Annotated in this window: 28 protein-coding genes; 26 read left to right on the top strand and 2 right to left on the bottom strand. The window is 42.5% G+C overall.

The window, feature by feature from the left end:
- Positions 1 to 129 precede the first annotated feature (129 nt).
- The 12 genes from nrdR (at position 130) to greA (ending at position 13,653) form a co-directional block, all read left to right on the top strand.
- A complete protein-coding gene (gene nrdR, locus NMM13_RS02045; protein ID WP_003005476.1) occupies positions 130 to 603 on the top strand; it encodes a transcriptional regulator NrdR in 474 nt (157 codons plus the stop codon).
- Positions 604 to 1,782 carry a DnaD domain protein gene (locus NMM13_RS02040; protein ID WP_254727261.1) on the top strand — a complete coding sequence of 393 codons (1,179 nt, stop codon included), beginning with the start codon at positions 604 to 606 and terminating at the stop codon, positions 1,780 to 1,782.
- Positions 1,783 to 2,682, top strand: a complete 900-nt coding sequence (gene dnaI, locus NMM13_RS02035; RefSeq protein ID WP_254727258.1) for a primosomal protein DnaI — start codon at positions 1,783 to 1,785, stop codon at positions 2,680 to 2,682. It abuts the gene before it with no gap.
- Positions 2,679 to 3,392 (top strand): nitroreductase family protein, encoded by a 714-nt coding sequence (locus NMM13_RS02030; protein WP_254727255.1) that lies wholly within the window; start codon positions 2,679 to 2,681, stop codon positions 3,390 to 3,392. The genes dnaI and NMM13_RS02030 overlap by 4 nt, the downstream gene beginning before the upstream one ends.
- Positions 3,393 to 3,449: 57 nt before the next feature.
- On the top strand, positions 3,450 to 4,760 hold the full coding sequence (gene der / locus NMM13_RS02025; RefSeq protein ID WP_031575509.1) for a ribosome biogenesis GTPase Der: 1,311 nt from the start codon (positions 3,450 to 3,452) through the stop codon (positions 4,758 to 4,760).
- Between the two features lie 598 nt (positions 4,761 to 5,358).
- Positions 5,359 to 8,457 (top strand): DEAD/DEAH box helicase, encoded by a 3,099-nt coding sequence (locus NMM13_RS02020; protein WP_254727252.1) that lies wholly within the window; start codon positions 5,359 to 5,361, stop codon positions 8,455 to 8,457.
- 55 nt (positions 8,458 to 8,512) lie between these two features.
- A complete protein-coding gene (locus NMM13_RS02015) occupies positions 8,513 to 9,163 on the top strand; it encodes a hypothetical protein (protein WP_003017389.1) in 651 nt (216 codons plus the stop codon).
- A gap of 9 nt (positions 9,164 to 9,172) precedes the next feature.
- A complete protein-coding gene (murC, locus tag NMM13_RS02010) occupies positions 9,173 to 10,507 on the top strand; it encodes a UDP-N-acetylmuramate--L-alanine ligase (protein ID WP_024054775.1) in 1,335 nt (444 codons plus the stop codon).
- A gap of 81 nt (positions 10,508 to 10,588) precedes the next feature.
- Positions 10,589 to 11,005, top strand: a complete 417-nt coding sequence (locus NMM13_RS02005) for a GNAT family N-acetyltransferase (RefSeq protein WP_024054776.1) — start codon at positions 10,589 to 10,591, stop codon at positions 11,003 to 11,005.
- 12 nt (positions 11,006 to 11,017) lie between these two features.
- Positions 11,018 to 11,527, top strand: a complete 510-nt coding sequence (locus NMM13_RS02000; protein ID WP_254727249.1) for a GNAT family N-acetyltransferase — start codon at positions 11,018 to 11,020, stop codon at positions 11,525 to 11,527.
- Between the two features lie 71 nt (positions 11,528 to 11,598).
- Positions 11,599 to 13,113 carry an endolytic transglycosylase MltG gene (gene mltG / locus NMM13_RS01995; RefSeq protein WP_254727246.1) on the top strand — a complete coding sequence of 505 codons (1,515 nt, stop codon included), beginning with the start codon at positions 11,599 to 11,601 and terminating at the stop codon, positions 13,111 to 13,113.
- A gap of 57 nt (positions 13,114 to 13,170) precedes the next feature.
- On the top strand, positions 13,171 to 13,653 hold the full coding sequence (gene greA / locus NMM13_RS01990) for a transcription elongation factor GreA (RefSeq protein ID WP_013904027.1): 483 nt from the start codon (positions 13,171 to 13,173) through the stop codon (positions 13,651 to 13,653).
- Positions 13,654 to 13,808: 155 nt separating this feature from the next.
- On the opposite strand, the gene yidC is transcribed toward greA, so the two are convergent.
- Positions 13,809 to 14,726, bottom strand: coding sequence for a membrane protein insertase YidC (gene yidC, locus NMM13_RS01985; protein ID WP_368077069.1), 918 nt, complete (start codon positions 14,724 to 14,726; stop codon positions 13,809 to 13,811).
- Positions 14,727 to 14,803: 77 nt separating this feature from the next.
- Entirely contained in the window at positions 14,804 to 15,082 is a 279-nt protein-coding gene (locus NMM13_RS01980) for an acylphosphatase (protein ID WP_041826422.1), read from the bottom strand.
- A 73-nt stretch (positions 15,083 to 15,155) separates the two neighbouring features.
- Between NMM13_RS01980 and NMM13_RS01975 the strand changes: the two genes are divergently transcribed.
- The 14 genes from NMM13_RS01975 (at position 15,156) to yidD (ending at position 24,599) form a co-directional block, all read left to right on the top strand.
- Positions 15,156 to 15,902, top strand: a complete 747-nt coding sequence (locus NMM13_RS01975) for an RNA methyltransferase (protein ID WP_254727243.1) — start codon at positions 15,156 to 15,158, stop codon at positions 15,900 to 15,902.
- Between the two features lie 82 nt (positions 15,903 to 15,984).
- Positions 15,985 to 16,476 carry an HD domain-containing protein gene (locus NMM13_RS01970; protein WP_013904023.1) on the top strand — a complete coding sequence of 164 codons (492 nt, stop codon included), beginning with the start codon at positions 15,985 to 15,987 and terminating at the stop codon, positions 16,474 to 16,476.
- A 28-nt stretch (positions 16,477 to 16,504) separates the two neighbouring features.
- Positions 16,505 to 17,191 (top strand): Bax inhibitor-1/YccA family protein, encoded by a 687-nt coding sequence (locus NMM13_RS01965; protein ID WP_003008369.1) that lies wholly within the window; start codon positions 16,505 to 16,507, stop codon positions 17,189 to 17,191.
- Between the two features lie 95 nt (positions 17,192 to 17,286).
- Positions 17,287 to 18,537, top strand: coding sequence for a diaminopimelate decarboxylase (locus tag NMM13_RS01960; RefSeq protein ID WP_045763981.1), 1,251 nt, complete (start codon positions 17,287 to 17,289; stop codon positions 18,535 to 18,537).
- 55 nt (positions 18,538 to 18,592) lie between these two features.
- Positions 18,593 to 18,838 carry a YneF family protein gene (locus NMM13_RS01955; protein WP_013904022.1) on the top strand — a complete coding sequence of 82 codons (246 nt, stop codon included), beginning with the start codon at positions 18,593 to 18,595 and terminating at the stop codon, positions 18,836 to 18,838.
- 77 nt (positions 18,839 to 18,915) lie between these two features.
- Complete coding sequence (gene racE / locus NMM13_RS01950; protein WP_049472068.1) at positions 18,916 to 19,710, top strand: glutamate racemase; 795 nt, start codon at positions 18,916 to 18,918, stop codon at positions 19,708 to 19,710.
- Positions 19,707 to 20,687 (top strand): nucleoside-triphosphate diphosphatase, encoded by a 981-nt coding sequence (locus NMM13_RS01945; RefSeq protein ID WP_049514902.1) that lies wholly within the window; start codon positions 19,707 to 19,709, stop codon positions 20,685 to 20,687. The genes racE and NMM13_RS01945 overlap by 4 nt, the downstream gene beginning before the upstream one ends.
- Entirely contained in the window at positions 20,660 to 21,181 is a 522-nt protein-coding gene (locus tag NMM13_RS01940) for a metallophosphoesterase (protein WP_049472070.1), read from the top strand. Before NMM13_RS01945 ends, NMM13_RS01940 begins: the two co-directional genes overlap by 28 nt.
- On the top strand, positions 21,178 to 21,639 hold the full coding sequence (gene cbpB / locus NMM13_RS01935) for a cyclic-di-AMP-binding protein CbpB (protein ID WP_045759761.1): 462 nt from the start codon (positions 21,178 to 21,180) through the stop codon (positions 21,637 to 21,639). The genes NMM13_RS01940 and cbpB overlap by 4 nt, the downstream gene beginning before the upstream one ends.
- On the top strand, positions 21,636 to 22,367 hold the full coding sequence (gene xerD, locus NMM13_RS01930; RefSeq protein ID WP_061590848.1) for a site-specific tyrosine recombinase XerD: 732 nt from the start codon (positions 21,636 to 21,638) through the stop codon (positions 22,365 to 22,367). The genes cbpB and xerD overlap by 4 nt, the downstream gene beginning before the upstream one ends.
- Positions 22,367 to 23,086 (top strand): segregation/condensation protein A, encoded by a 720-nt coding sequence (locus tag NMM13_RS01925; RefSeq protein WP_254727242.1) that lies wholly within the window; start codon positions 22,367 to 22,369, stop codon positions 23,084 to 23,086. The genes xerD and NMM13_RS01925 overlap by 1 nt, the downstream gene beginning before the upstream one ends.
- Positions 23,070 to 23,639 carry an SMC-Scp complex subunit ScpB gene (gene scpB, locus NMM13_RS01920; protein WP_254727240.1) on the top strand — a complete coding sequence of 190 codons (570 nt, stop codon included), beginning with the start codon at positions 23,070 to 23,072 and terminating at the stop codon, positions 23,637 to 23,639. The genes NMM13_RS01925 and scpB overlap by 17 nt, the downstream gene beginning before the upstream one ends.
- On the top strand, positions 23,629 to 24,360 hold the full coding sequence (locus tag NMM13_RS01915) for a pseudouridine synthase (protein ID WP_013904014.1): 732 nt from the start codon (positions 23,629 to 23,631) through the stop codon (positions 24,358 to 24,360). Before scpB ends, NMM13_RS01915 begins: the two co-directional genes overlap by 11 nt.
- Positions 24,357 to 24,599, top strand: coding sequence for a membrane protein insertion efficiency factor YidD (yidD, locus tag NMM13_RS01910; protein ID WP_195487478.1), 243 nt, complete (start codon positions 24,357 to 24,359; stop codon positions 24,597 to 24,599). Before NMM13_RS01915 ends, yidD begins: the two co-directional genes overlap by 4 nt.
- The last annotated feature ends 51 nt before the right edge of the window (positions 24,600 to 24,650 follow it).

The following is a 24,650-nucleotide window of genomic DNA, read 5'->3' as shown; positions in this document are numbered from 1 at the left end:
CAATCGTCCTTCGACTCTTTTTTATGGATCAATGAGGAGCAACCATAGGGGATTCTCCTGTTCTTCTGCTTTCTTTACGATTCAATTTATGGTAGAATGAAGTGTTAAAACAGTTTAAGGAGGTAGCAAATGCGTTGTCCAAAATGTGGTGGAAGTAAGTCTAGTGTGGTGGATAGTCGACAAGCTGAAGATGGGAACACCATCCGTCGTCGCAGGGAATGCGAAGAATGCCATTATCGCTTTACTACCTACGAACGAGTGGAAGAGCGGACCCTAGTGGTTGTCAAAAAGGATGGGACACGCGAGCAATTTTCTCGTGATAAAATCTTTAATGGTATTATCCGCTCAGCTCAAAAACGGCCTGTTTCTAGTGACGAAATTGAAGAAATTGTAAACCGGATCGAGCAAAAGGTTCGCAGCCAAAGTGATAATGAAATCAACAGTGAATATATTGGTTCGTTGGTCATGGATGAGTTAGCAGATCTAGATGAGATCACCTATGTCCGTTTTGCTAGTGTTTACCGGAGTTTCAAGGATGTCGGTGAGTTAGAGACCCTCTTGAAACAAATTACGAAGGGAACCAAGAAGAAAAAGGAAAAATAGATGAAGCCCAATACGCCTTTCGCATTTTTAAAAAATAATCTTCTTCCACCGGCAGGGGCTGCATTGGAGCAGTATTACCTGCCTATTTTAGAGACAGAAACAGTAGCGATTTATCGTTATCTGCTCGCCTCTTATGATCAGGGTGAAAAACAATATTTACTTGCTCAAATCCTCAATCACTTGAATATAGGATTTCCACAGTTGCTACTAGCCTTTGATCGTTTAATTGCTATGGGGTTGATGGATCTCTATGAGGAAGAAGTTGGGATCACCATCCAGTTACATGCTCCTCTTGAATCAGAACAATTTTTTTCGAATGCTATTTTCAAACGCTTGCTTGAAAAAAAGATTGGGGAAAAGGCTGTTGAGGATCTGATCCCAGCACGCTCTTTAGGAACTAGACGGCAAGTTTCCTTCTCTCAAGTCTTTGGACTAGATGCTGGTGAGGTGACCGTTGTTCCAAGCAAGAAACAGCAGTTTGATATGGAGATGTTTAAGCGAATGATGGGGCGTGATGGACTTCGTTTTGCGGATGAAGGAGAAGCGACTCTTGCCCTCTTTGCCATTGCAGATGAGCAGCAATGGACCTGGTATGAAACGTATCTTTTAGCCAAAGAAACAGCTGTAGACCGTACCGTCTCTCCAAAGAGAATGAAACAAAAATTAGCTCAGGCTAGCCAAGAGCAACCCCGCATGTCCTATAGCCGTCAGGAAGAAACTATTCTGAGGGAAGCTAAGGCAAAATCCAGCCTACAATTTCTAGCGGAGATTAAGAAGGCGCGCAATGCGACCATTACGCAGAGCGAACGCAAGACTTTATCCAAGTTAGCTGATCTAGGCTTATTAGATGAGGTGATCAATATCATCTTATTGTTGACCTTTAATAAGACCCAGTCTGCTAATCTCAATGAAAAGTATGCTTTGAAGGTGGGAAATGATTTTTCTTATCAAGGGGTCAACAGTGCAGAACTAGCGATTTTAAAAGTTCGAGAACGCCAGGAACAAGCTAAAGCTCAAGGAAACAAGGGGACGAGTCCTACATCAGCTAAGGGCAAGAACAGCAATGTTCCCAAGTGGAGCCAACCAAACTATCAAAATCAAACCAGTCAAGCAGAAAAGGTGGATCTTGCTAAAGAGAAACAACGCCTATTAGAAAAACTGAATCAAGGAGGTGAGTAGATGGAAAGTGTAGGTCAAACCATGTCTCACATGAACCGTGCGCGTCAATTTAACTATGAGGATTTGGTCGCACAGATCTTGGCAGACCAAGAAGTTGCTGCTTTTATCAAGGACCAGTCTTTGTCTGAACAAGAAATTCGACGGAGTATTTCAAAATTTAATCAATACATTAGTGAACGCAACCGTTTCTTATTGGGAGATCCGGATTATATTGCCAAAGGTTATAAGCCCATCCTCACCATGAATGAAGGCTATGCGGATGTCGCTTATGAGGAAACGCCAGAGTTAATCGAAGCCCAAAAACGAGCTGCGATCAACCAACGTCTCAACTTGATCAATCTCCCTTCAACCTTGAAAGAAGCGAGTCTAGCCAAGGTAGAACTCGATGATAAGGGAAGATTTGTGGCCTTTGAGGAATTAGCTAATTTTGTGGCCAACTATCCGGAATATCAAAAGGGGATCTACCTCTATGGTGATTTTGGAGTAGGAAAGAGCTACATGATGGCAGCCTTGGCTCATGATTTATCCGAAAAACGTCAGGCCTCTACTACCCTACTTCATTTCCCAAGTTTTGCTATCGATGTCAAAAATGCCATCAGTTCAGGCTCGGTCAAAGAAACCGTCGATCAGGTGAAAAAAGCCGAAATTTTAATTCTCGATGATATCGGTGCGGAACAGATGTCAGCCTGGGTGCGAGATGAAATCTTACAAGTGATTTTGCAGCACCGAATGCAGGAAAATCTCCCAACCTTCTTTACTTCTAACTTTAATTTTGAAGAGTTGGAACGTCATTTTGCAGCTTCGCGTAATGGAGATGAAACCTGGCAGGCCAAACGGGTCATGGAGCGCGTAAAATTTTTAGCCAAGGAAATTCATCTGGAAGGAGTCAATCGCCGATGAATGAAACCATCCGTTTAATGAAATCTCATTTTTCTGTTCGCCGTTTTAAGGAAGAAGCCATCAAAGAAGCTGACCTCAAGGAAATTTTATCAGCTGGGCAGATGGCATCAAGTTGGAAAAACTTTCAGTCTTATTCTGTGATTGTGGTCAAAAGCAAGGAAAAGAAAGAAGCTCTTTACGACTTGCTTCCTCAAGAAGCGATTCGCCAATCAGATGTCTTTCTCCTCTTTGTTGGAGATTTAAACCGTGCTGAAAAAGCTGTCAAACTTCATGAGCAGGATTTCCATCCTGAAGGGGTGGACAACTTACTGATCACCTCAGTGGATGCGGCTCTAGCAGCTCAAAACACGCTATTGGCAGCTGAAAGTCTCGGCTATGGTGGAGTGATGATCGGCATGTTGCGCTACTGTTCAGAAGAAGTCGCAGAACTCTTCCGTCTGCCAGACTATACCTATCCGGTTTTTGGGATTGCTCTCGGAGTACCCAACCAGCAACATGCGGTGAAACCACGTTTGCCATTGGAGCAGGTTGCTTTTGAAGAAGAATACCAAGAACAAGACCCATCAGTTGTGACTGCCTATGACAAGGTTCAGGCAGATTATGCTGGAGCGCGTGCAACAGACAGCTGGAGCGAGCGCCTTGCAGCTCAATTTGGTCAACCTGAACAAGAAGAGACCAAAAAACTACTAGAAAAACACAAACTATTATGAAATGAAGAGAGGCGTTCTTGAACCGAGGTCTCGCCTTTCATTAGAAAAGAGGAAATCATGGCCCTACCAACTATTGCGATTGTAGGCCGTCCCAATGTCGGAAAATCTACACTCTTTAACCGGATTGCCGGTGAGCGGATTTCCATCGTTGAGGATGTAGAAGGAGTCACTCGTGACCGCATTTATGCAACAGCTGAGTGGTTGAATCGAAAATTTAGTATCATTGATACGGGGGGAATTGATGACGTAGATGCCCCATTTATGGAGCAAATCAAGCATCAGGCAGAAATTGCTATGGACGAAGCAGATGTGATCGTCTTTGTCGTTTCTGGGAAAGAAGGGATCACGGATGCGGATGAATATGTCACTCGTATCTTGTATAAGACCCATAAACCGGTGATTCTTGCAGTCAACAAGGTGGATAACCCAGAGATGCGCAATGATATCTATGACTTTTATGCCTTAGGACTAGGTGAGCCACTACCGGTATCCTCTGTCCACGGGATCGGAACTGGGGATGTGCTCGATGCCATCATCGAAAATCTTCCGAATGACACAGAAGAAGAAAATCCAGATATCATCAAATTTAGCTTGATTGGTCGCCCAAATGTTGGGAAATCAAGCTTGATCAATGCGATCCTTGGAGAAGACCGGGTCATCGCAAGCCCTGTTGCTGGAACCACACGTGATGCCATCGATACCCATTTTACCGATGCAGATGGCCAAGAATTTACCATGATCGATACAGCTGGTATGCGCAAATCTGGTAAAATCTATGAAAACACAGAGAAATATTCTGTCATGCGTGCCATGCGGGCCATCGACCGTTCAGATGTGGTTTTGATGGTCATTAATGCCGAAGAAGGGATTCGGGAGTATGACAAGCGGATCGCTGGCTTTGCTCATGAAGCTGGTAAAGGCATGATCATTGTTGTCAACAAATGGGATACCATTGAAAAAGACAACCATACCATGAAGCAGTGGGAAGATGACATTCGCGATCAATTCCAATACCTTTCTTATGCGCCGATTGTTTTTGTCTCTGCCTTAACCAAACAACGCTTGCACAAGTTGCCAGAGATGATCAAACAGATCAGTGAAAGTCAAAATACACGGATTCCTTCAGCTGTCTTGAACGATGTGATTATGGATGCCATTGCCATTAATCCAACTCCGACCGACAAAGGAAAACGCCTCAAGATCTTCTATGCGACACAAGTGGCAACCAAGCCGCCAACTTTTGTGGTCTTTGTTAACGAAGAAGAACTGATGCACTTCTCATACCTCCGTTTCTTAGAAAACCAAATTCGCAAGGCCTTTGTTTTTGAAGGAACTCCGATCCATTTGATTGCGCGAAAACGGAAGTAGGGAATACGAGACAAATGGATCAAAGTGGAGAAGGATATTTCAAATGATAAAACGCTCATTCTTCCAACTATGAAAACAACTAAAAGTAGCGCATAAGCGTTGCTTTTTTTAATAAGCTGGTAAAATGAAGTGAAGGATAGTCAGATGCGTAGTTTCATAGTCCGGATATTCTTTATTCCTTATGCTTTTTTAAGGATGAGTAGAGTAAACTCATGAAGATCATGAGAGCTTTAGGTTTGTGTACTTATTATTTAAAATCTATCTGTATCTCTTGTTTCTCGGTTCGATCGTAAGCTTGGAGCTCTTGATCCTATTGTTGGGGATTTTATTAAAAAATAGGTCGTATTTTTTGTGGGCTATCGGGATCTTTCTCCTCTCTATTTAGCTATTCTGTCTATTGTTCGCTCAGACGGTTAAAAGAGAAAAATCATGGATAGCTGATTGAGGTAACTCTATTACGAAATCAGGTGAAAAGCTGGGACAAGACTGTCTCAGTTTTTTTCTAAAAGTAAGTTAAAATCCTTTTAATAGTAAAATTATCTTTTCTAATTTTATCTTAAATATGGTATAATAAAGGGATTAATCTAAGGTGGTAAACATGGCAAAATTAATTCCTGGGAAGGTTCGTTCACAAGGGAGCCTTCTCTATGAAGCTGGGAAGGTTTCCCTTCAGGAAGTAAAAGAAAAATACCTGTATTTTCGGGTGGAAGAAGAAAGCTTGCGGTACAGTTTGGATGACGACGCCGTTTTTTGTAGCTGTGCTTTCTTTCAAAAGAAAAAATTCTGTACGCATCTGGCAGCTGTAGAAGCTTTCTTGAAGAATGATGACAGTGGGAAAGCAGCTCTTGCAAGTCTTGAAGAAGACGCCACGGCGACTGAAGAAACGCAGGAGAAGGTCTCTTTTGGAAGTTTGTTTTTAGACCAGGTTCTTCCAAAAATCGAAAAGAAAGCAACACGTTATGTCTTATCAGCAGTCGGGCAGGAGGATGAATACTCTGGTCAATTCTTGTGGACCCTTCGCATTCGTCGCTTGCCAGACGAGCGTTCTTATGTGATCAGAGATGTGCTAGCTTTTTTGCAGACCCTTCAAAAAGAAGGCCACTTTGCAATTGGCAAAAGTTACTATGAACCCATTTCTTATTTAGAATTTGATGGGCCTAGTCAGGATGTGATCAATTTCCTACAAGGCTTGGTCACAGATAGTGGCTCGAAAGAGCAAGATTTCTTTCCCAATGCTGGGCGCCATCTTTATTTTCCACCGACTCTCTTTGAAGAAGCTGTAGAATTACTGATGAATTTGGATTCTTTCCTCTTGCAATACAGCTTGTATGATTTTTCTGAAGTCTATTTTCAGGATGTCCATGGGGAGGAAGATCTCTTTCATTTTCAGGTGGAAGACCATGGTGATTTTTACGAATTGATCATTACGGAGCCACAAGTGAAGGTTGTCGAGTCGGCTGTTTACCTGTTTCGAAATGGTGTCTTCTATCACCTGACGCCCCAACAGCGAACCCTATGGAAGGCCATCCAAGATCTTCCAATGGATCAGGATCGCAAAAAACGCCTGCATTTTGGTCCAACGGATCAGACCAAACTTTCCTATAGTCTAAAAGAGTTCAAAAAACTGGGACAAATAACAGCCCCGACCAGCTTTTTAATCCACGATTTCACTCCGGAATTTCATTTTGATCTAGCACAGGATCAGACTGTATTACTGGATGTTGTCTTTCAATACCAGGATCGTGTGGTGACCACGCGTGAGGAACTTCTCAATCTTCCTTATTCTAGTGATTTCGATAAGGAGCAAGAAGTTTTTTCAACCATGCTAGCAGCAGGTTTTACGGATGATTTTTCTTCCCAAAGAAGTCCTTTATCAAGTGAGCAAATCTATCCATTCTTTCACCAACAGATCCCGACTTTTGAAGCCTTAGGAGAGGTTACCCTCTCTGATAGCCTTTTAGATCTTTATCAAGTGGAGCGTCCAAAAATTGATGTTAAAACCAATGGCAGTCTACTGGAGATCGGTTTTGACTTTGAAAGTGTGGATCCAGCCGAAGTGGACCAGGTCCTCAAAGCTCTAGTAGGGCAAAAAGACTATTTTGTCAGCCATACAGGGAAAGTTCTTGTCTTTGATGAAGAAACCAAGAAGATCAGTCGAGCCTTAGCAGATCTGCGGGCGAAAATGAGCAAGGGTGGGAAACTACAAGCCCGCCGGATTGCCGCTTATCAGCTATCTGATTTGTTGGCAGATCAAGACAATGTTCATTTTTCAGAAGACTTTCGAAATTTAGCTCATGATTTGACTCATCCAGAAGACTTCCAACTCCCTCAGATGACAATCCAAGCGACCCTAAGGGATTACCAAGAAACAGGGGTTAAATGGTTCTCCATGTTAAATCATTATGGTTTTGGTGGTATTTTAGCGGATGATATGGGGCTTGGGAAAACCCTGCAGACTATTTCCTTCTTGACCAGTGTCGCAAAAAAAGAAACTAAAATCTTGATTCTAGCTCCATCTAGTCTCATCTACAATTGGAAACAAGAATTTTCAAAATTCGCTCCTCAGATGGAAGTGGCAGTCGTCTATGGTCTCAAGCAGCACCGAGATGAACTCATCGCAACCAATCCACAGGTAGTTATCACTAGTTACGCGTCTTTTCGTCAAGATGTGGAGGAATACCAGAAGAATCAGTATGAGTACTTGATTCTAGATGAAGCCCAGGTCATGAAAAATGCCCAAACCAAGATTGCCCAACACTTACGTGGCTTTGAGGTTCCGCATGTGTTTGCCCTATCTGGGACACCGATTGAAAATCATGTGGGTGAACTCTGGTCCATTTTCCAAATTGTCCTTCCAGGGCTCTTCCCAGCTAAAAGAGAATTTCAAAAATTGAGTCCTGAGACCATTGCACGATTTGTCAAACCTTTTGTCATGAGACGGAAAAAAGATGAAGTGCTCCAAGAATTACCGGACTTGATTGAAACAACCTACCACAATGAGTTGGATGAAAGCCAAAAAACGATCTATTTGGCTCAATTAAAACAAATTCAAGATCGGGTTCGAAGCTCTAGCGAGGAAGAACTAAATCGGAGTAAGGTGGAAATTCTCTCGGGTCTCATGCGCCTTCGCCAAATCTGTGATACCCCCGCCCTCTTTATGGAAGACTATCAGGGAGATAGTGGGAAATTGGAGAGCCTTCGAGATCTTTTGGGTCAAATCAAGGATGGCGAACACCGGGTTTTGATCTTCTCTCAATTTAGAGGCATGCTGGATATCCTAGAGCAGGAGATTGACCAGCTTGGCATGACCTCCTTTAAAATCACAGGTTCTACTCCCGCTAAAGATCGACAAGAAATGACCAATGCTTTTAATGCAGGTGAGCGCCATGCTTTTCTCATTTCTCTGAAGGCTGGAGGGGTTGGATTGAACCTCACTGGTGCCGATACGGTCATCTTAGTCGATTTGTGGTGGAATCCTGCAGTGGAAGACCAGGCTATTGGACGTGCCCATCGAATGGGACAGGAACAAAATGTTGAAGTTTACCGCATGATTACTCGTGGTACGATCGAAGAAAAAATCCAAGAACTACAAGCTTCCAAAAGACACTTGGTCTCAACGATTTTAGACGGAACGGAAACACGATCTAGTTTATCGGTTGAGGAAATTCGTGAGATTCTTGGAATTCAGTCAGAATAGCTTGAAAAATTCTGTGAATAGTTTATAATTAATGGAGTGTCGAAAGGAAGAAAGCATGACAGAAAAATATTTTCCTCAAGTAGGGGATAATGAGTTGATGTTAACAGAGATGCCCCACATGAACCTGTATGATGAAACAGACTTGATTAGTAACATTACAGGCGACTATGTGGATAAAAATTATTTGGAATGGCAACCGATTGCTGAAAATACCAAACCTAAGCATCCTTACCACCAACCATTAGAAGAGCCCCTACCGAAAAGACGGCCAGTAAGAAAACCTGATTTTAAAGAGCCGATTGATAAAAAAAGCCCAGCCAATCGTTATGCAGAGGAAGCGAGAGAGCGCGCTCGTGAAGATCTGAAAAAGAAACGCACAGCTCCCTATCTGACAACGGATCCAGCAGCTACTACAAGTAAACGGAAAAAACCGTTTATTTCTGAACGAAAACCTGGTCAGCCAACGGCTCCCTTCCAAAAGGAAAATCCGGGTGAATTATTGAAATATAGCAAACGATTACGACAAGATCAGTTGATCCTTGCAGAGTTCGAATCTGCAGGAGAACCAGAAGTGGCAGAACCGACTGAAAAGAAAAACAATTATGATTTCTTAAAGACTAGCCAAATATACAATAAAGATCAGCACAAGTTGAAACCACAGCCAATCAAACAAGAATTGGATTTAACCCATCTAGATCAAGAATAAGGAGAAAACATGTCTAATACATACCATTTTATTGGAATTAAAGGAGCAGGGATGAGTGCTTTAGCCCTCATGCTTCACCAAATGGGACATACGGTTCAAGGGTCAGATGTTGAGAAGTATTACTTTACGCAACGTGGCTTGGAACAAGTAGGAATTCAAATTTATCCATTTGATGTGAAAAATTTGGAAGGCGACAAGATCCTCATTGCCGGGAATGCTTTCCGTCCAGATAACAATGTGGAAATTGCTTATGCAGATGAGCATGGCCTAACTTATAAACGCTACCATGAATTCCTTGGTGAATTTATGCGTGACTTCGTCAGCATGGGGGTTGCCGGAGCACACGGAAAAACCTCGACAACAGGGATGCTTTCTCACGTCTTATCAAATATCACTGACACCAGTTATTTGATTGGTGACGGGACAGGTCGTGGCTCTGCAGCAGCCAAATACTTTGTCTTTGAATCAGATGAGTATGAACGCCACTTTATGCCTTACCATCCTGAATACAGCATCATCACCAATATTGACTTCGACCATCCAGACTATTTCACGAGCTTGGAAGATGTCTTTAATGCTTTTAACGATTATGCCAAACAAATCAGTAAGGGCCTCTTCATCTACGGAGAAGACAAAGAATTGCGTCGGATTACCTCATCAGCACCAATTTATTACTATGGTTTTGATAAGGAGACGAACGATTTTGTGGCAAGCAACTTGCTTCGCTCAACGACAGGTTCAACCTTCAACGTTCATTTCCGTGGAGAAGATTTGGGGCAATTCCATATCCCAACATTTGGTCGTCACAACATCATGAATGCTACAGCAGTCATTGGTTTGCTTTACATTGCAGGATTTGATTTAGATTTAGTCCGCGAGCATTTGAAGACCTTTGCTGGAGTGAAACGTCGCTTTACTGAAAAAGTAGTCAATGGAACAGTGATCATCGATGACTTTGCGCACCATCCAACGGAAATTATTGCAACCTTGGATGCGGCCCGTCAAAAATACCCAAGTAAAGAGATTGTGGCCATTTTCCAACCACATACCTTTACACGGACCATTGCCTTGTTAGATGAATTTGCAGAAGCCTTGAATCAAGCAGATGCTGTTTACTTGGCACAGATCTATGGCTCTGCGCGTGAAGTCGATCACGGCGATGTGAAAGTTGAAGATTTGGAAGCAAAAATTGTCAAACGCTCAGCGATTATTACAGCTGAGAATGTTTCTCCTCTTCTTGACCATGATAATGCAGTCTATGTCTTTATGGGAGCAGGAGATATTCAAACCTATGAATACTCATTTGAGCGTTTATTATCTAGTTTGACACATAGTGTACAATAAGAGATGATTGAGTCTGGAATCTTTTGGTTCCAGACTCAAATTTATCTGTCCACTGAAGGAGTATGAGATGAGGAAAGCAGGATGATGATTCGATCAATCACCCCAGCTGATCAAGAACAGCTGCTGTTACTAGAAGAAGAACTTCATGGCAATGAAGGAAAGGAGCACAGGGCCACTCTTGAGGAAGCGCTAGGTTCGAAGGAAGCCATTTCTTTGCTTGCAGAGCAGGCGGGGGATGCTGTGGCTTACTTGTTGGCGACAGAAGACCAGCCTTTAAAAAGAGACCTAATTGTATTGCGACTAGCAGTGAGACCAGCCTTTCAAGGTCAAGGCTATGGTTCTATTTTAATCGCTGCTTTAAAGGATCTAGCTGTTCAAAAGGAAAAGGAAGCCATTTGGATCGATTGCCCAGAAGACTTACTATCTTATTTTTCCCAGCAAGGATTTCGAGATGAAGCTGAGTCTGATCGAGGTGTCCATATGGTTTGGGAACGATAGAAGGAGTAAATGATGAAAGAAAAGATTCACATTAGACAGGCAGAGCTGCAGGATTTGGATGCCATCGAGCGCATTGAGCTTGAGAATTTCTCAGAAGAAGAAGCGATTGCGCGTGAGATTTTAAAAGATCACATTGAAAAGATTCAAGCGACTTTTCTTGTAGCAGAGTGCGAAGGTCAGATTTTAGGGTACTTAGAAGGACCTGTTAGACCGGAGCGCTATTTGATCGATTCCTCTTTTTCAAAGGTTGAAGATCTAAGCCATCTAGAACAGGGTTTTATTTCCATCACGAGTCTATCCATTGCCAAAGAAGCCCAAGGACTAGGGGTTGGAACCCTCTTGCTTGATGCGCTCAAAGAGATTGCGGTGAAAGATCATCGTCAAGGGATCAATCTGACCTGTCATGATTATTTGATTCCTTATTACGAGAAGCAAGGGTTCACCAATGAAGGTCTTTCGAAATCCCAATATGCAGGTGAAGTTTGGTACAATCTGGTCTGGGAAAATGAAAACCTTGATTAAATAGGTATTTTGAAGAAGAAGGGCGATTTGTATTGCTTTTCTAAATCTTTTAAGATATAATATTAAGGATTATGATGAGGGAGGTCAATTATTTGACTGATAAATCACAAGACAGTGAGAAGTTATTAAGCTTCAAAGAGCAGATCCTCAGAGATTTAGAAGAGGCAAATGAGCAACTTCTAAAGATCGAAAAAGAGTATGATCTACCTGATCGAAGCATTGAAACCCCTTCTTCACTGAAAGAGGAGGAAGAAGCAACACCACCTCCAAAAGAAGAAGCTGTTGTGGCTTCCACAGAAATACCAGTGGAGCCAGAAAAGGCGACTCCTATTGTAGAAGAAAAGAGTGAGTCCACAAAGCCTTTTATAAAAGAACCAAGTCAGGAACCGGTAGAGGAAAGCTTATCTCGCTCTTCTCGTAACCAGCGCCAACAAAAACAAAAGAAACAAAATAAAATCGCTAAACGAATTGTGCGGACAGTGGTCAGCCTTTTGCTGATTGTGATCGTGGCTACAGGTATCTTTGCAGCGACCTATATCCATTCAGCTGTCAAGCCAATGGATAAAAATGCAACAGAATTCGTGACGGTTGAGATTCCAGCAGGTTCAAGTAATCGTGAGATTGGCGCGATCCTTGAGAAAAAAGGACTCGTGAAAAATGGTCAGTTCTTTAACTACTATACCAAGTTCAAGAACTATAGCAATTTCAAATCCGGTTATTTCAACCTTCAAAAGAGCATGGATTTAGAAACCATCATCCAAAAACTGCAGGAAGAGGGGACTAAAACTCCTCAGGCTCCAGTTCTTGGAAAGGTGACGATTCCAGAAGGCTATACGATCGATCAGATTGCGACGGCTATCACAGCAGATGTCTCTAGTAAGAAGGCAGGAAAGACTCCATTTAAGAAAGAAGATTTCTTGAAGGCTGTCCAAGATGATGCCTTTATTGAGAAGATGGTGGCCAAATATCCTAAGCTCTTGGCTAACCTGCCAAGTAAGGATTCTGGTGTTCGCTATCGTTTGGAAGGTTATCTTTTCCCAGCAACTTATAACTATGGGAAAGATACCACAGTGAAAGAAATGATCGATCAGATGCTGGCGGCCATGGATCAAAACTTAACCCCGTATTATGAAACACTTGAGAGCAAGAACATCAATGTAAACGAAGTATTGACCCTTGCTTCCTTGGTTGAAAAAGAAGGGGCGACGGATCAAGACCGCAAAGACATCGCAAGTGTCTTCTATAACCGCTTGAACCAAGACATGCCTTTGCAAAGTAATATTGCAATTCTTTATGCCGAAGGGAAGCTTGGTCAAAAGACGACCTTGAAAGAAGATGCAACGATCGATACAGAGCTGGATTCACCTTATAATATTTATAAGAATACCGGTTTGATGCCTGGTCCAGTGGATAACCCTGGAGTATCAGCGATCGAAGCGGCGGTGAACCCAAGTAAGACAGACTACTTGTATTTTGTCGCAAATGTCGAAAATGGTGAAGTCTTCTTCGCTAAGACATACGAAGAACACAATAAAAATGTAGAAGAACACGTCAATAGTAAATTGACACAAGCAAGTTCAAACTAGAAAAAGCATGTGGCGCGTCCACAGCTTTTTCATTCAAATAATAGAAAGAGAAGAATAATGGCAGAAAAAACATACCCAATGACCCTAGCAGAAAAAGAAAAATTAGAACTAGAATTAGAAGAATTGAAATTGGTCCGTCGACCTGAAGTGGTAGAACGGATCAAGATCGCTCGCTCATACGGTGACCTCTCAGAAAACTCTGAGTACGAAGCAGCAAAAGATGAACAAGCTTTTGTGGAAGGTCAAATCTCTAGTTTGGAAACAAAAATCCGTTATGCGGAAATCGTCGATAGTGACGCTGTTGCAGTAGACGAAGTAGCGATCGGAAAAACCGTTACCGTTCAAGAAGTTGGCGAAACAGATGAAGAAGTATACAGCATCGTCGGTTCAGCAGGGGCAGATGCCTTTGCAGGGAAGATCTCGAACGAAAGCCCAATCGGTCACGCATTGATTGGTAAGAAGACAGGTGACGTTGTCACTGTTGAGACACCAGCTGGAAGCTACCAAGTGAAAATTTTGAATGTAGAAAAAACAGCATAAATATAAAGAGCAAGCACTCCAAGAGGGCTTGTTTTTCTGTGCTCTTAATCCCCTTGTGAGAGAATAATTCTTCCTTGATTGAAAGGGATTAAAAAAGCACCTGAACTAAAGGGTTCAGGTGCTTAAGTAATTCCGCTAGAATTTAGAAGTTTGTACTACTTTTTATTGCGTTGTTTTCCTGCATTGCGGTTGTTTTTTGGTTTGTGTTGAATTTGTGTCGTTGCAGTTGGTGTAACGTCTTTTTTCACACGGTGACTAGTCGCTTTTGGAGGATTGTTTTTGTATTCCTCAGCGACCCGCTTGCGAAGATTTGGACGAATCAAGTAGTTGATGACAAATTGTTGGATAATTTGGATCACCCCACCGACTACCCAGTAAAGAGTCACTCCGGCTGAAGAGATCAATGAGAAGACACCGATCATAATCGGGCTCATCAGTGATGCTTTACGCATACTTTCCTTTTGGGTTTCATCTTCAATCCCATGAAGAGAGAGCATACTTTGGATATAGTAGAGAACCGCTACGATAGCCGTCAAGAGCAAGCTTGGTTTCCCAAGAGCAATACCAAGGAAACTACTTTCTGCCACCCCTTTGGTGTGCTGAGCTGCAAAGAAGAGGGCAGAGAAGAATGGCATTTGGATCAAGAGTGGTAAACATCCAACTCCACCAAACATGCTAACCCCATTTTCACGTTGAGCAGCCATTAATTCTTGTTGTGCCAATAGCTTTTCTTCTTGTGTGCTAGCGTTTTTCATGCGCTCTTGGATTGGGCCAAGGATGGGTTTTAAGTAGTTCATCTTTTCAGATTGGTAGGTTGCCTTCCATGATTGGTACAAACCAAGTGGCAAGATGATTAAACGCACGATTAAGGTGACGATAATAATCCCGATCCCAAAGCCCAAGCCAAGGTTATTCGCAAAGAATTTGATGGCTTCGCCCATTGGACGGCCAAGAAGATTCCAAATCAATCCAGTTGGATTTCCAGTTTTCCGATCGACACTCACGCATCCTGATAAGAAGACGAGCGAAGCTAGTCCCATCGATGCCAATAATGCAAGTTTATTTTTTTTCACAAATCGTTCCTTCTTTTTTAAAATGTTACCTTTCTATTCTACTGTTTTTTTTGAAAATACACAATAGTTCTCTAGCCTTAATTTGCAATTTTGAAGTCCTTATAGTTTTCAAAGTTTGCTAACGTAACATCCAAATAAGTCACATGCGCAAACGGCGTAGGACCTTTGCGTATTTCTTGGATGAATTTGGCCATTTGACTGCTAGACTCTGCCTGAGCTAGAATACCAACCGTCCCATCGTCATTATTCCAGACACGGCCAGTGATCCCACCAATCTCCAAGGCAAGACTGTAGACTCCCCAGCGAAAACCAACTCCTTGAACCCGTCCTTGGGCAATCATTTTTACCTTTTGCATGTGCATCCTCCTTGACTCGAAGAAATCTATCTGAGGCATGATTTCTTCTTTTTCTTTGTGCTATAATAGGTCTATGAATATTATAACGTCTAAATCCAATAATGTAATCAAAAATGCTAAAAAATTACATCAAAAAAAATATCGGACAGATTCCTATCTCATTGAAGGTTGGCATCTCTTTGAAGAGGCAGTAGAAAATCAGGCGGAGATTCGTCAGATCTTTGTTTTAGAAGCTTATTTAGACCGGGTAGAGAATATCCAAAACGTCACTGTCGTGACTTCGGAGATCTTGAGTCTCTTGGCTGATTCGAAGACCCCTCAAGGAATTGTCGCAGAGATTCTTCTAGAGCAGCCAGAACTTCCAGATCAGTTACAAGGTCGTTACCTCTATTTGGAGGATGTCCAAGATCCAGGTAATGTGGGAACCATGATTCGAACAGCAGATGCAGCCGGCTTTGATGGTGTTATGCTTTCGAAAGCATCCGCAGATCTATACAGTCTCAAGACTCTTCGATCCATGCAGGGCAGTCATTTCCATCTTCCTATCTGGAAAATGGACCGAGAAGAACTGTTTGAACGAGCTAGTCAATCCAATCTAGCGGTCCTCGCAACGACGCTATCAGAAGCTTCCATCGATTACCGTCAGCTCCCTCAGATTGATCAATTGATTTTGGTAATGGGTAATGAAGGCAAGGGCATCAGTCCAGAAATGGCTACACGAGCCGACCAGCTTGTTCATATTACCATGCCAGGTCGGGCTGAGAGTTTGAATGTTGCAGTAGCTGCTGGAATTTTGATGTTTCATTTAAGGAATTTTTGAGAAAAAGCAGTATACTTAAGTTGAAAAAAGAAATTGGTGGAAATCTTATTGGGAGAGCCTATCAAGGAAAGGTGGTGATCTGATGCAATATCATCGTGACAAAGAATACATGACCTATGTGGGACAGTTGATTCAGCACCCTAAGGTTCAAAAATTAGCCGACATTCCTCATCATATTCATTCCAATCGTTTGGAGCATTCCATTCATGTTAGCTATACTAGTTATAAATTGGCAAAAAAATTTGGCTGGGATGCTAAAAGTACGGCTCGGGGTGGCCTCTTGCATGACCTCTTTTACTATGATTGGCGTGAGACCAAGTTTACCAAGAGTCACGCCTGGATCCATCCACGCATTGCCGTGAGAAATGCGCGAAAGATTACAGATCTCAATGCTAAGGAAGAAGATATCATCATTAAACACATGTGGGGGGCTACCCTTGCTCCGCCTCGCTACAAAGAATCCTTCGTGGTGACCATGGTGGATAAATACTGGGCTGTTAAGGAAGCTTCAGAACCTTGGCGTAAAAAGATGGCCAAAAGGAGATTTTTTCATCGAAAAATGTTAAAATCGTAGTAAACAAATTTGAAAGGAACTTGTTTATATGTATAATGATTCAGTAATCCAAGAACAAAGTGGATTGAATGCTTTTTATAACAAAATCTACTCATTAGTTGGGATCGGTGTTGGGATTTCAGCCCTTGTCTCTGGTCTTATGATGACAGTCTTTCAAGATTTCTTCGTTCAAATCTTGACAACAGCACCAATGGTTTACTATGCAGCAGTTGTTGTAGAATTGATCTTGGTCTTTGTTGCCAGTGGGAAGGCTGTTAAAAATAGCCCGTCTGCTCTTCCGATCTTCTTGATCTACTCAGCTTTGAATGGCTTTACCTTGAGCTTTATCATTGCTCGCTACATGCAAGCGACGGTTTATAAGGCTTTCTTGGTCAGTGCCTTGATGTTTATTGTCATGGGTGCTATCGGACGCGTCGTGAAAAAAGACCTTTCTGGAATGGGACGTGCCTTGATGGGAGTCTTGATCGGTGTGATCATCGCTTCTGTTGTGAACATGTTCTTGAGAAGTTCTGGCATGGATTATATCTTGAGTATTATCTCTGTCTTCCTCTTTGCAGGATTGACAGCTTGGGATAACCAAAAAATCCGCTATGTCTATGATCAAACCAATGGTCAACCTGCGACAGGCTGGGCAGTGGCCATGGCTTTGGAACTGTATCTTGACTTTATCAACCTCTTTATCAGCCTTCTTCGTATCTTCGGAAGAAACGACTAATCAAAGAGAGATTGAGCTGGGGCAATAGCCTCGGCTTTTTTTGTCTTCCGACTTGTGCTATACTTATAGTGACTACAGAATAGAAATGAGTACTTATGAAAATACCTTTTGTAACCCGTGAACAATTAGAAAGCCTGACCCAAGAATTTCCTACCCCTTTTCATCTCTATGATGAAGCAGGAATTCGTGAAACGGCTCGTGCCCTCCATCGAGCTTTTGCTTGGAATGAAGGATTTAAAGAATACTTTGCCATCAAGGCGACTCCGAACCCATCGATCCTAAAAATTTTGCAAGAAGAGGGCTGTGGAGTTGACACTGCCAGCTACGTCGAATTGTTAATGGCAGATAAACTTGGCTTTAGTGGAAAAGAGATCATGTTTTCTTCTAACAACACGCCAGCTGATGAATTTGTCTATGCTAGAGAATTAGGAGCGACGATCAATCTGGACGCCTATGAAGACATTGCTTTCTTGAAGTCTGTGACTAGCATCCCCAAGGTTATTTCTTGCCGTTATAATCCTGGTGGAGTTTTTGAACTGGGAACTGATATTATGGACAATCCGGAAGAAGCCAAGTTTGGAATGACCAAGGAGCAATTGATTCAAGCCTTTATCGAGTTGAAAGAACTGGGTGTGGAAGAGTTTGGCATTCACGCCTTGTTAGCTTCTAATACAGTATCCAACGATTACTATCCAGAGCTAGCGCGTCAACTTTTTGAATTGGCAGTGGAAGTCGTCGAGAAAACAGGTGTCCATTTGGGCTTCATCAACCTCTCTGGTGGAGTTGGGGTCAATTACAAGCCAGAGCAAGAACCAAATGATATTGCCATTATTGGGGAAGGCGTGCACCGCGTTTTTGATGAGATTCTCAAACCGGCAGGACTTGGCCATGTGAAAATCTATACCGAACTTGGTCGCTTTATGCTAGCTTCACACGGTCTTTTGGTAACCAGAGTGACGCATAAAAAGAAAACCTACCGGACCTATGTGGGTGTCGATGCTTCAGCTGTGAACCTTCTTAGACCGGCTATGTACGGTGCTTATCACCATATTACCAATATGGATCGTCCAGATGGACCGACTGAAGTGGTCGATGTTGTGGGAAGTCTCTGTGAAAATAACGATAAATTTGCTAAACAACGTGAATTACCAGTGACGGAGATTGGAGATTTGCTCGTGATCCATGATACCGGAGCCCATGGATTTTCAATGGGGTATCAGTACAATGCCAAATTGCGTTCTGCAGAAGTTTTGCTTCAAGAAGATGGGCAGGCCCGTTTGATTCGTCGAGCAGAAAAACCAGAAGATTATCTTGCGACACTCTACGGCTTTGACATTGAAAAATAAGCGATTGTCTGATATAATGATAGTTATGTAAAAATAATGGATCGGAGAAAATTGTATGAATCTCTTTTTAGGAATTTTGTTGATTATTTTGGCTTTCTTTGGTGGGATGGTTGCAGGAATGTTCTTGCTTCGTCGTCAATTTGAAAAAGAATTTGCATCAAATCCACGTTTGAATGTTGAAGCAGTCCGCACACTTTTAGGTGCGAGTGGCCAACGTCCAAGCGAAGCAAAAGTTCAACAAGTCTATCGCCAAATTGTGACTCAACAAAAATCAGCAATGGCGAAAAACAAGAAAAAATAAGAGTGGGGCAATCTCACGATAATAAATGAGAGGGGCTTGGAGGAATTTCTTAGTCCCTCCTTTTGGAAGGAAGAGATATGGATAACCGACCGATTGGTTTTTTAGATTCTGGAGTAGGGGGCTTGACTGTTGTCCGCGAATTGCTCCGTCAGCTTCCTCACGAAGATGTCGTCTATATTGGAGATTCAGCACGTGCACCTTATGGTCCTAGACCAGCAGACCAAATTCGCGAGTATACTTGGCAGATGGTGAACTTCCTTCTGACCAAAAATGTCAAGATGATTGTTTTAGCTTGTAATACAGCGACTGCAGTGGTTTGGGAAGAAGTCAAGGAAAAACTTGATATTCCTGTTTTGGGAGTGATTTTGCCCGGAGCTTCTGCAGCCATTAAATCAACGACCCATCAAAAAATTGGGGTGATTGGGACACCGATGACGGTTTCTTCTGGAATTTATAAAGAGAAGATTCAAAGTCTGGCACCAGATATGAAAGTCACCAGTTTAGCTTGTCCCAAGTTTGTTCCTTTAGTGGAATCAAACGAATTGGCATCCAGTGTGACCAAAAAGGTGGTTTACGAAACCCTAAAACCACTAGTTGGAAAGGTTGATACCTTAGTCTTGGGATGTACCCATTATCCTCTGTTAAAACCGATTATTCAAAATGTGATGGGACCGGATGTCAAATTGATTGATAGTGGAGCGGAGTGTGTTCGGGATATTTCCGTCTTATTAAACTATTTTGAGCTCAATAAGAGCCGCGAACTCTTAGAGAAGACCCACCGCTTTTATACCACTGCAAATGCTAATAGCTTTGCAGCGATTGCCGAAAAATGGCTAGAACGTTCAGTGAATGTGGAGCACGTAAATTTATGAGTGACAAACTATTTGAATACAAAGATTCCCAAGATTGGTATATTGCCCAATGGGGAGAAGATGCAGACTACAACCAATTTAGTCAAGTTCCTGCGGAAGCTTCCACTCTTTTAGACCAGCTGGAACTTCTCTTTGCCAAGGATCCTGAAGGATTTCCTCTCAATCTATCGGTGATGCGCTATGGATCAGCCTTTCGTTTCCTAACCTTTTTGACGGAAATCTTGAATGAAGTCAAGGGAAGATCTTTTGAAATTATCCAGCGTCAAGGAGCCTTGCTCTTGGTTGAAAAAGGGAAATTGCTCTATTTACATTTGCCAAGTGATGGGGTGGATTTGGAAGCCTTCTTGGGTCAAGACAAGGTCAAAGATACGATTCTTATTGCGACTCGAAATGAAGGAAAAACCAAAGAATTCCGTAATATGTTTGAAAAGCTAGGCTTTGAAGTGGAAAATCTCAATCAATACCCAGAGCTTCCAGAAGTCGAAGAAACAGGGATGACCTTCGAAGAGAATGCCCGCCTAAAAGCTGAAACCATCGCAGAGCTAACTGGGAAAACAGTTTTAGCGGATGATTCAGGTTTGAAGGTAGATATCTTGGGAGGCTTACCAGGAGTTTGGTCCGCTCGCTTTGCGGGAGTTGGTGCGACAGATGCGGAAAATAATGCGAAATTGTTGCACGAATTGGCCATGGTCTTTGACTTGAAAGACCGTTCAGCCCAGTTCCATACGACCTTGGTGGTCGCAAGGCCAGGCAAGGAAAGCTTGGTGGTTGAAGCTGATTGGCCAGGGTATATTAATTTTGAACCTAAGGGTGAAAACGGGTTTGGCTATGATCCACTCTTCTTAGTTGGGGAAACGGGCCGTGCTGCTGCGGAATTAACACTTGAAGAAAAAAATACACAATCGCATCGTGCTTTAGCTGTTAAAAAGTTATTGGAGGTATTTCCATCATGGCAAAGCAAACAATCATCGTTATGAGTGACTCGCATGGAGACCGCTCCATTGTTGAAGCTATTAAAGAAAAATACCTAGGCCAGGTCGATGGGATCTTTCACAATGGGGATTCTGAACTAAAAAGTGATGATCCTGTCTGGGAAGGGATTCACGTTGTCCAAGGAAACATGGATTTTTATGATGGCTATCCAGAACGCTTGGTGACCCAACTAGGGCCAACACGAATCATCCAGACCCATGGGCATCTCTTCCAGATCAATTTTAGTTTTCAAAAATTGGATCTGTGGGCCCAAGAGGAAGAAGCAGATATCTGTCTTTACGGCCACCTTCATATCCCAGATGCTTGGAAGGAAGGAAGAACCCTCTTTGTGAATCCTGGATCCGTTAGTCAGCCACGCGGTCTGATTCGAGAGTGTCTCTATGCTAAAATTGAGATAGATGATTCTAACTTCAAGGTAGAGTATTATACGCGAGATCATGAGTTGTATCCTGAATTGACAAAGGAGTTTAGCAGATGATAGCAAAGGAATTTGAACGTTTCTTGCTGGCGCAGGAAGAAACGTTCTTAACTCCGGCCAAAAATTTAGCGGTCTTGATTGATAACCACAATGTAGACCATGCTGTCCTGTTGTTGAGCCAGATTAGCTATAGTCGTATTCCGGTAGTGACGGATGAACGCAAGTTTGTGGGGACGATCTCCCTAACGGATATTCTATCTTATCAATTGAAACACGAGATTCCTGAGGAGACTTTTGCCTCGATGGATATCGTAGACGTTGCAAAAAAAGAGGTCGGGGTCATCGGCTTAGACTTCAATTTGACAGAAGTCCTTCACAAGTTGGTGGATGACTCCTTCCTTTCGGTGGTGGATGAAGAAGGGTATTTCCAAGGGATTATTACACGGAAATCGATTCTTAAAGCCATCAATTCGCTAATGCATGATTTTTCAAATGAATACGAGATGATTCCAAAATGAAAGAATTTATTGCAAGTTTTATTGACCAAAAAGAATTAAGTGAAAATTCTCAGTCTGCCTATTTCTATGATTTGGACCAATTTATTGAGTCGATCCATGGAAAAGTGACACCGACAAATTTGAGAATTTACCAAGCTTCGATTAAAGATTTTAAACCGGCGGTCCAAAAACGAAAATTATCCGCCGTCAACCAATTTTTATATTATTTGTATCAAGAACGCTTTATTTCTGAATACCATCGTTTGGTATTGCCTAAAATTCAACCGGCCAAGACCCATGATCGGGAATTGTTGGATCTGACCCATTTTTGGGAAGAATCAACCAACCCACAGGGACGCTTGATGGCCTTGTTGATTCTGGAGATGGGCTTGTTGCCAAGTGAGATCCTCCGAGTCAAAGTCGAAGATATTCAGCTGGACTTTCATGTCATTCGAGTGGGCAAAGATGGCCAAAAACGGGTTTTAAAGGTTCCAGAGCCGTTACTGGATGAATTGCAACTCTTCCTAGATGGTATTTATCTCTTTGATAATAAAGGAAAATGCTACTCCCGTCAGTGGGGATTTCGACAATTAGAAGCCTTCTTGATCGAAAAAGGCAACCAAGACCTTTCGGCACAATCGATTCGTGAGCAGTATATTTTGAAACAACGTGAACTCGGTGTGGATCTTTTTAGTATTGCGCGTGAATTGGGCCTAAAAACCATGGTGACACTAGAAAAATATAAATAATGGATATTAAAATTAAAGATTTTGAAGGGCCTTTGGACCTCTTGCTCCACTTGGTCTCTAAATACCAGATGGATATCTATGAGGTCCCCTTGATTGAGGTGATCGAACAGTATCTGGCTTATCTGGCGACCCTCCAGGCTATGAAACTAGAGGTAGCAGGAGAATACATGCTGATGGCTAGTCAACTAACCTTGATCAAGAGTCGAAGACTTCTTCCTAAGGTTGCAGAGGAGATGGATGAAGCAGAGGATCTCGAGCAGGACCTCCTTTCTCAATTGGAAGAGTACCGTACTTACAAGCAATTAGGAGAGTTGATGGCCTCTCAGCACGAGGAGCGCGCCCTCTATTATTCAAAACCAAAGATGGAATTGATTTATGACGATACCGAATTACTTCATGATCGCACCACGGTGGATCTCTTCTTGGCTTTCTCAAAACTATTGACCAAGAAAAAAGAAGAATTCCGCCAGAACCATACAACCATTGTAAAGGATGAATACAAGATTGAGGATCTGATGGACCAGCTGCGTCACCGATTCCACGATCGCTCACAAGTTCTCTTGCAGGACTTGTTTCTAGAAGCAACGGATCTCCAAGAGGTCATTACTCTATTTCTTGCAGCCCTTGAATTGATCAAGATTCAAGAAGTAACGGTGATCCAGGATAGGGCTTTTGGAGAAATTTACTTAAATAGGATTGAACATGAGCAAATTAGCTGAAATTGAAGCACTCTTATTTGTAGCGGGTGAAGAAGGAATTACTGCCAGACAAATCGCAGACCTTCTCTCTTTACCTCCGACAGGTGTGGTGCAAAGTTTAGAAAAATTAAGCCAAAAATACCAGGAGGACACAGATAGCAGTCTGTGTTTGATGGAGACAGCTTCCCGTTATAAATTGGTGACAAAGGCAGACTACGCTTCGGTTTTACGAGACTATTCTAGAACGCCCATGAACCAAAGTTTGTCTCGGGCTGCCCTCGAAACCTTATCAATCATTGCTTATAAGCAACCGATCACCCGTGTGGAGGTCGATGATATTCGGGGTGTCAATTCCAGCGGTGCCATTACCAAACTACTGTCATTTGATCTGATCCGAGAGGATGGGAAAAAAGAAGTCCTCGGGCGCCCCAATTTGTATGTCACGACGGAGTATTTTTTGGATTATATGGGAATCAATCATTTGGAGGAATTACCAAAGGTTGAAGAAGTGGACATTGATCCAGAAGAAGGTCAATTATTTTCAGAGAGAACAGAGGAACTAGATGAGAATTAACAAATATATTGCCCATGCAGGCGTGGCTAGTCGTCGCAAGGCCGAAGAACTGATCAAGCAAGGCTTGGTTACAGTAAATGGCCAAGTTGTGCGTGAATTAGCGACTATTATTAAGACCGGTGATCAGGTTGAAGTAGAAGGCACTCCAATCTACAACGAAGAAAAGGTCTACTATCTTTTAAATAAGCCACGTGGCGTCATCTCTAGTGTATCTGATGATAAAGGGCGGACAACAGTCGTTGACCTTTTATCTCAAGTGCCAGAGCGTATCTACCCAGTGGGACGTTTGGACTGGGATACATCTGGTGTCTTGATTTTGACCAATGATGGTGATTTTACAGATGAGATGATTCACCCACGTAATGAGATTGATAAGGTCTATGTGGCGCGTGTCAAAGGGATTGCCAATAAGGAAAATTTGCGTCCCTTGACACGAGGGGTGACCATTGATGGCAAGAAAACCAAGCCAGCGACTTACGAGATCTTAAAAGTGGATGTTGAAAAGAACCGTTCAGTGGTTCAGTTGACCATTCATGAAGGGCGCAACCACCAGGTCAAAAAGATGTTTGAAGCTGTAGGACTTTTAGTGGACAAACTCTCCCGAACCCAGTTTGGAAACCTAGATGTCTCAGGACTTCGTCCGGGTGAATACCGTCGCTTGAACAAAAAAGAAATTAGCCAGTTGCACAATCTAGCAGTGACTAAATCTAAAAAATCATGAAAAAAATCCTGATTGCTATGGTCAGAGGCTATCAAAAATGGATCTCTCCCCTATTTCCGCCTTCTTGTCGCTTTCAACCGACCTGTTCCAATTATATGATCCAAGCGATTGAACGCTTTGGTGTGAAAGGTGTCTTGATGGGGGTTGCGAGAATCTTGCGATGCCATCCTGGTACCCAAGCGGGACCAGACCCTCTGCCAGACCACTTTAGTCTGAGACGAAATGAAGAATCAAAATAGGACGATCACAAATAAACAGAAATGAGAGTGGGACAGAAATCGGTAATTCGT

Source organism: Streptococcus sp. CF8_St5-11 (genome assembly GCF_024295625.1).
Lineage (GTDB): Bacteria > Bacillota > Bacilli > Lactobacillales > Streptococcaceae > Streptococcus.
The sequence above is the reverse complement of the archived record's forward strand: the minus strand, read 5'-3'. Positions and strand labels throughout refer to the sequence as shown.

Excerpts from the sequence above, each read along its gene's own strand:
- NMM13_RS01925 (WP_254727242.1), top strand. The coding sequence starts at position 22,367 with ATGGATATTAAAATTAAAGATTTTGAAGGGCCTTTGGACCTCTTGCTC.
- NMM13_RS02000 (WP_254727249.1), top strand. The coding sequence starts at position 11,018 with ATGAAAGAAAAGATTCACATTAGACAGGCAGAGCTGCAGGATTTGGAT.
- mltG (WP_254727246.1), top strand. The coding sequence starts at position 11,599 with ATGATGAGGGAGGTCAATTATTTGACTGATAAATCACAAGACAGTGAG.
- NMM13_RS01965 (WP_003008369.1), top strand. The coding sequence starts at position 16,505 with ATGTATAATGATTCAGTAATCCAAGAACAAAGTGGATTGAATGCTTTT.
- yidD (WP_195487478.1), top strand. The coding sequence starts at position 24,357 with ATGAAAAAAATCCTGATTGCTATGGTCAGAGGCTATCAAAAATGGATC.
- NMM13_RS02015 (WP_003017389.1), top strand. The coding sequence starts at position 8,513 with ATGACAGAAAAATATTTTCCTCAAGTAGGGGATAATGAGTTGATGTTA.
- NMM13_RS01955 (WP_013904022.1), top strand. The coding sequence starts at position 18,593 with ATGAATCTCTTTTTAGGAATTTTGTTGATTATTTTGGCTTTCTTTGGT.
- NMM13_RS02040 (WP_254727261.1), top strand. The coding sequence starts at position 604 with ATGAAGCCCAATACGCCTTTCGCATTTTTAAAAAATAATCTTCTTCCA.
- dnaI (WP_254727258.1), top strand. The coding sequence starts at position 1,783 with ATGGAAAGTGTAGGTCAAACCATGTCTCACATGAACCGTGCGCGTCAA.
- NMM13_RS01940 (WP_049472070.1), top strand. The coding sequence starts at position 20,660 with ATGGCAAAGCAAACAATCATCGTTATGAGTGACTCGCATGGAGACCGC.
- NMM13_RS02030 (WP_254727255.1), top strand. The coding sequence starts at position 2,679 with ATGAATGAAACCATCCGTTTAATGAAATCTCATTTTTCTGTTCGCCGT.
- xerD (WP_061590848.1), top strand. The coding sequence starts at position 21,636 with ATGAAAGAATTTATTGCAAGTTTTATTGACCAAAAAGAATTAAGTGAA.
- nrdR (WP_003005476.1), top strand. The coding sequence starts at position 130 with ATGCGTTGTCCAAAATGTGGTGGAAGTAAGTCTAGTGTGGTGGATAGT.
- NMM13_RS01960 (WP_045763981.1), top strand. The coding sequence starts at position 17,287 with ATGAAAATACCTTTTGTAACCCGTGAACAATTAGAAAGCCTGACCCAA.
- racE (WP_049472068.1), top strand. The coding sequence starts at position 18,916 with ATGGATAACCGACCGATTGGTTTTTTAGATTCTGGAGTAGGGGGCTTG.
- der (WP_031575509.1), top strand. The coding sequence starts at position 3,450 with ATGGCCCTACCAACTATTGCGATTGTAGGCCGTCCCAATGTCGGAAAA.
- NMM13_RS01980 (WP_041826422.1), bottom strand. The coding sequence starts at position 15,082 with ATGCAAAAGGTAAAAATGATTGCCCAAGGACGGGTTCAAGGAGTTGGT.
- murC (WP_024054775.1), top strand. The coding sequence starts at position 9,173 with ATGTCTAATACATACCATTTTATTGGAATTAAAGGAGCAGGGATGAGT.
- NMM13_RS01970 (WP_013904023.1), top strand. The coding sequence starts at position 15,985 with ATGCAATATCATCGTGACAAAGAATACATGACCTATGTGGGACAGTTG.
- NMM13_RS01975 (WP_254727243.1), top strand. The coding sequence starts at position 15,156 with ATGAATATTATAACGTCTAAATCCAATAATGTAATCAAAAATGCTAAA.
- NMM13_RS01945 (WP_049514902.1), top strand. The coding sequence starts at position 19,707 with ATGAGTGACAAACTATTTGAATACAAAGATTCCCAAGATTGGTATATT.
- greA (WP_013904027.1), top strand. The coding sequence starts at position 13,171 with ATGGCAGAAAAAACATACCCAATGACCCTAGCAGAAAAAGAAAAATTA.
- cbpB (WP_045759761.1), top strand. The coding sequence starts at position 21,178 with ATGATAGCAAAGGAATTTGAACGTTTCTTGCTGGCGCAGGAAGAAACG.
- NMM13_RS02020 (WP_254727252.1), top strand. The coding sequence starts at position 5,359 with ATGGCAAAATTAATTCCTGGGAAGGTTCGTTCACAAGGGAGCCTTCTC.
- scpB (WP_254727240.1), top strand. The coding sequence starts at position 23,070 with ATGAGCAAATTAGCTGAAATTGAAGCACTCTTATTTGTAGCGGGTGAA.
- NMM13_RS01915 (WP_013904014.1), top strand. The coding sequence starts at position 23,629 with ATGAGAATTAACAAATATATTGCCCATGCAGGCGTGGCTAGTCGTCGC.
- NMM13_RS02005 (WP_024054776.1), top strand. The coding sequence starts at position 10,589 with ATGATGATTCGATCAATCACCCCAGCTGATCAAGAACAGCTGCTGTTA.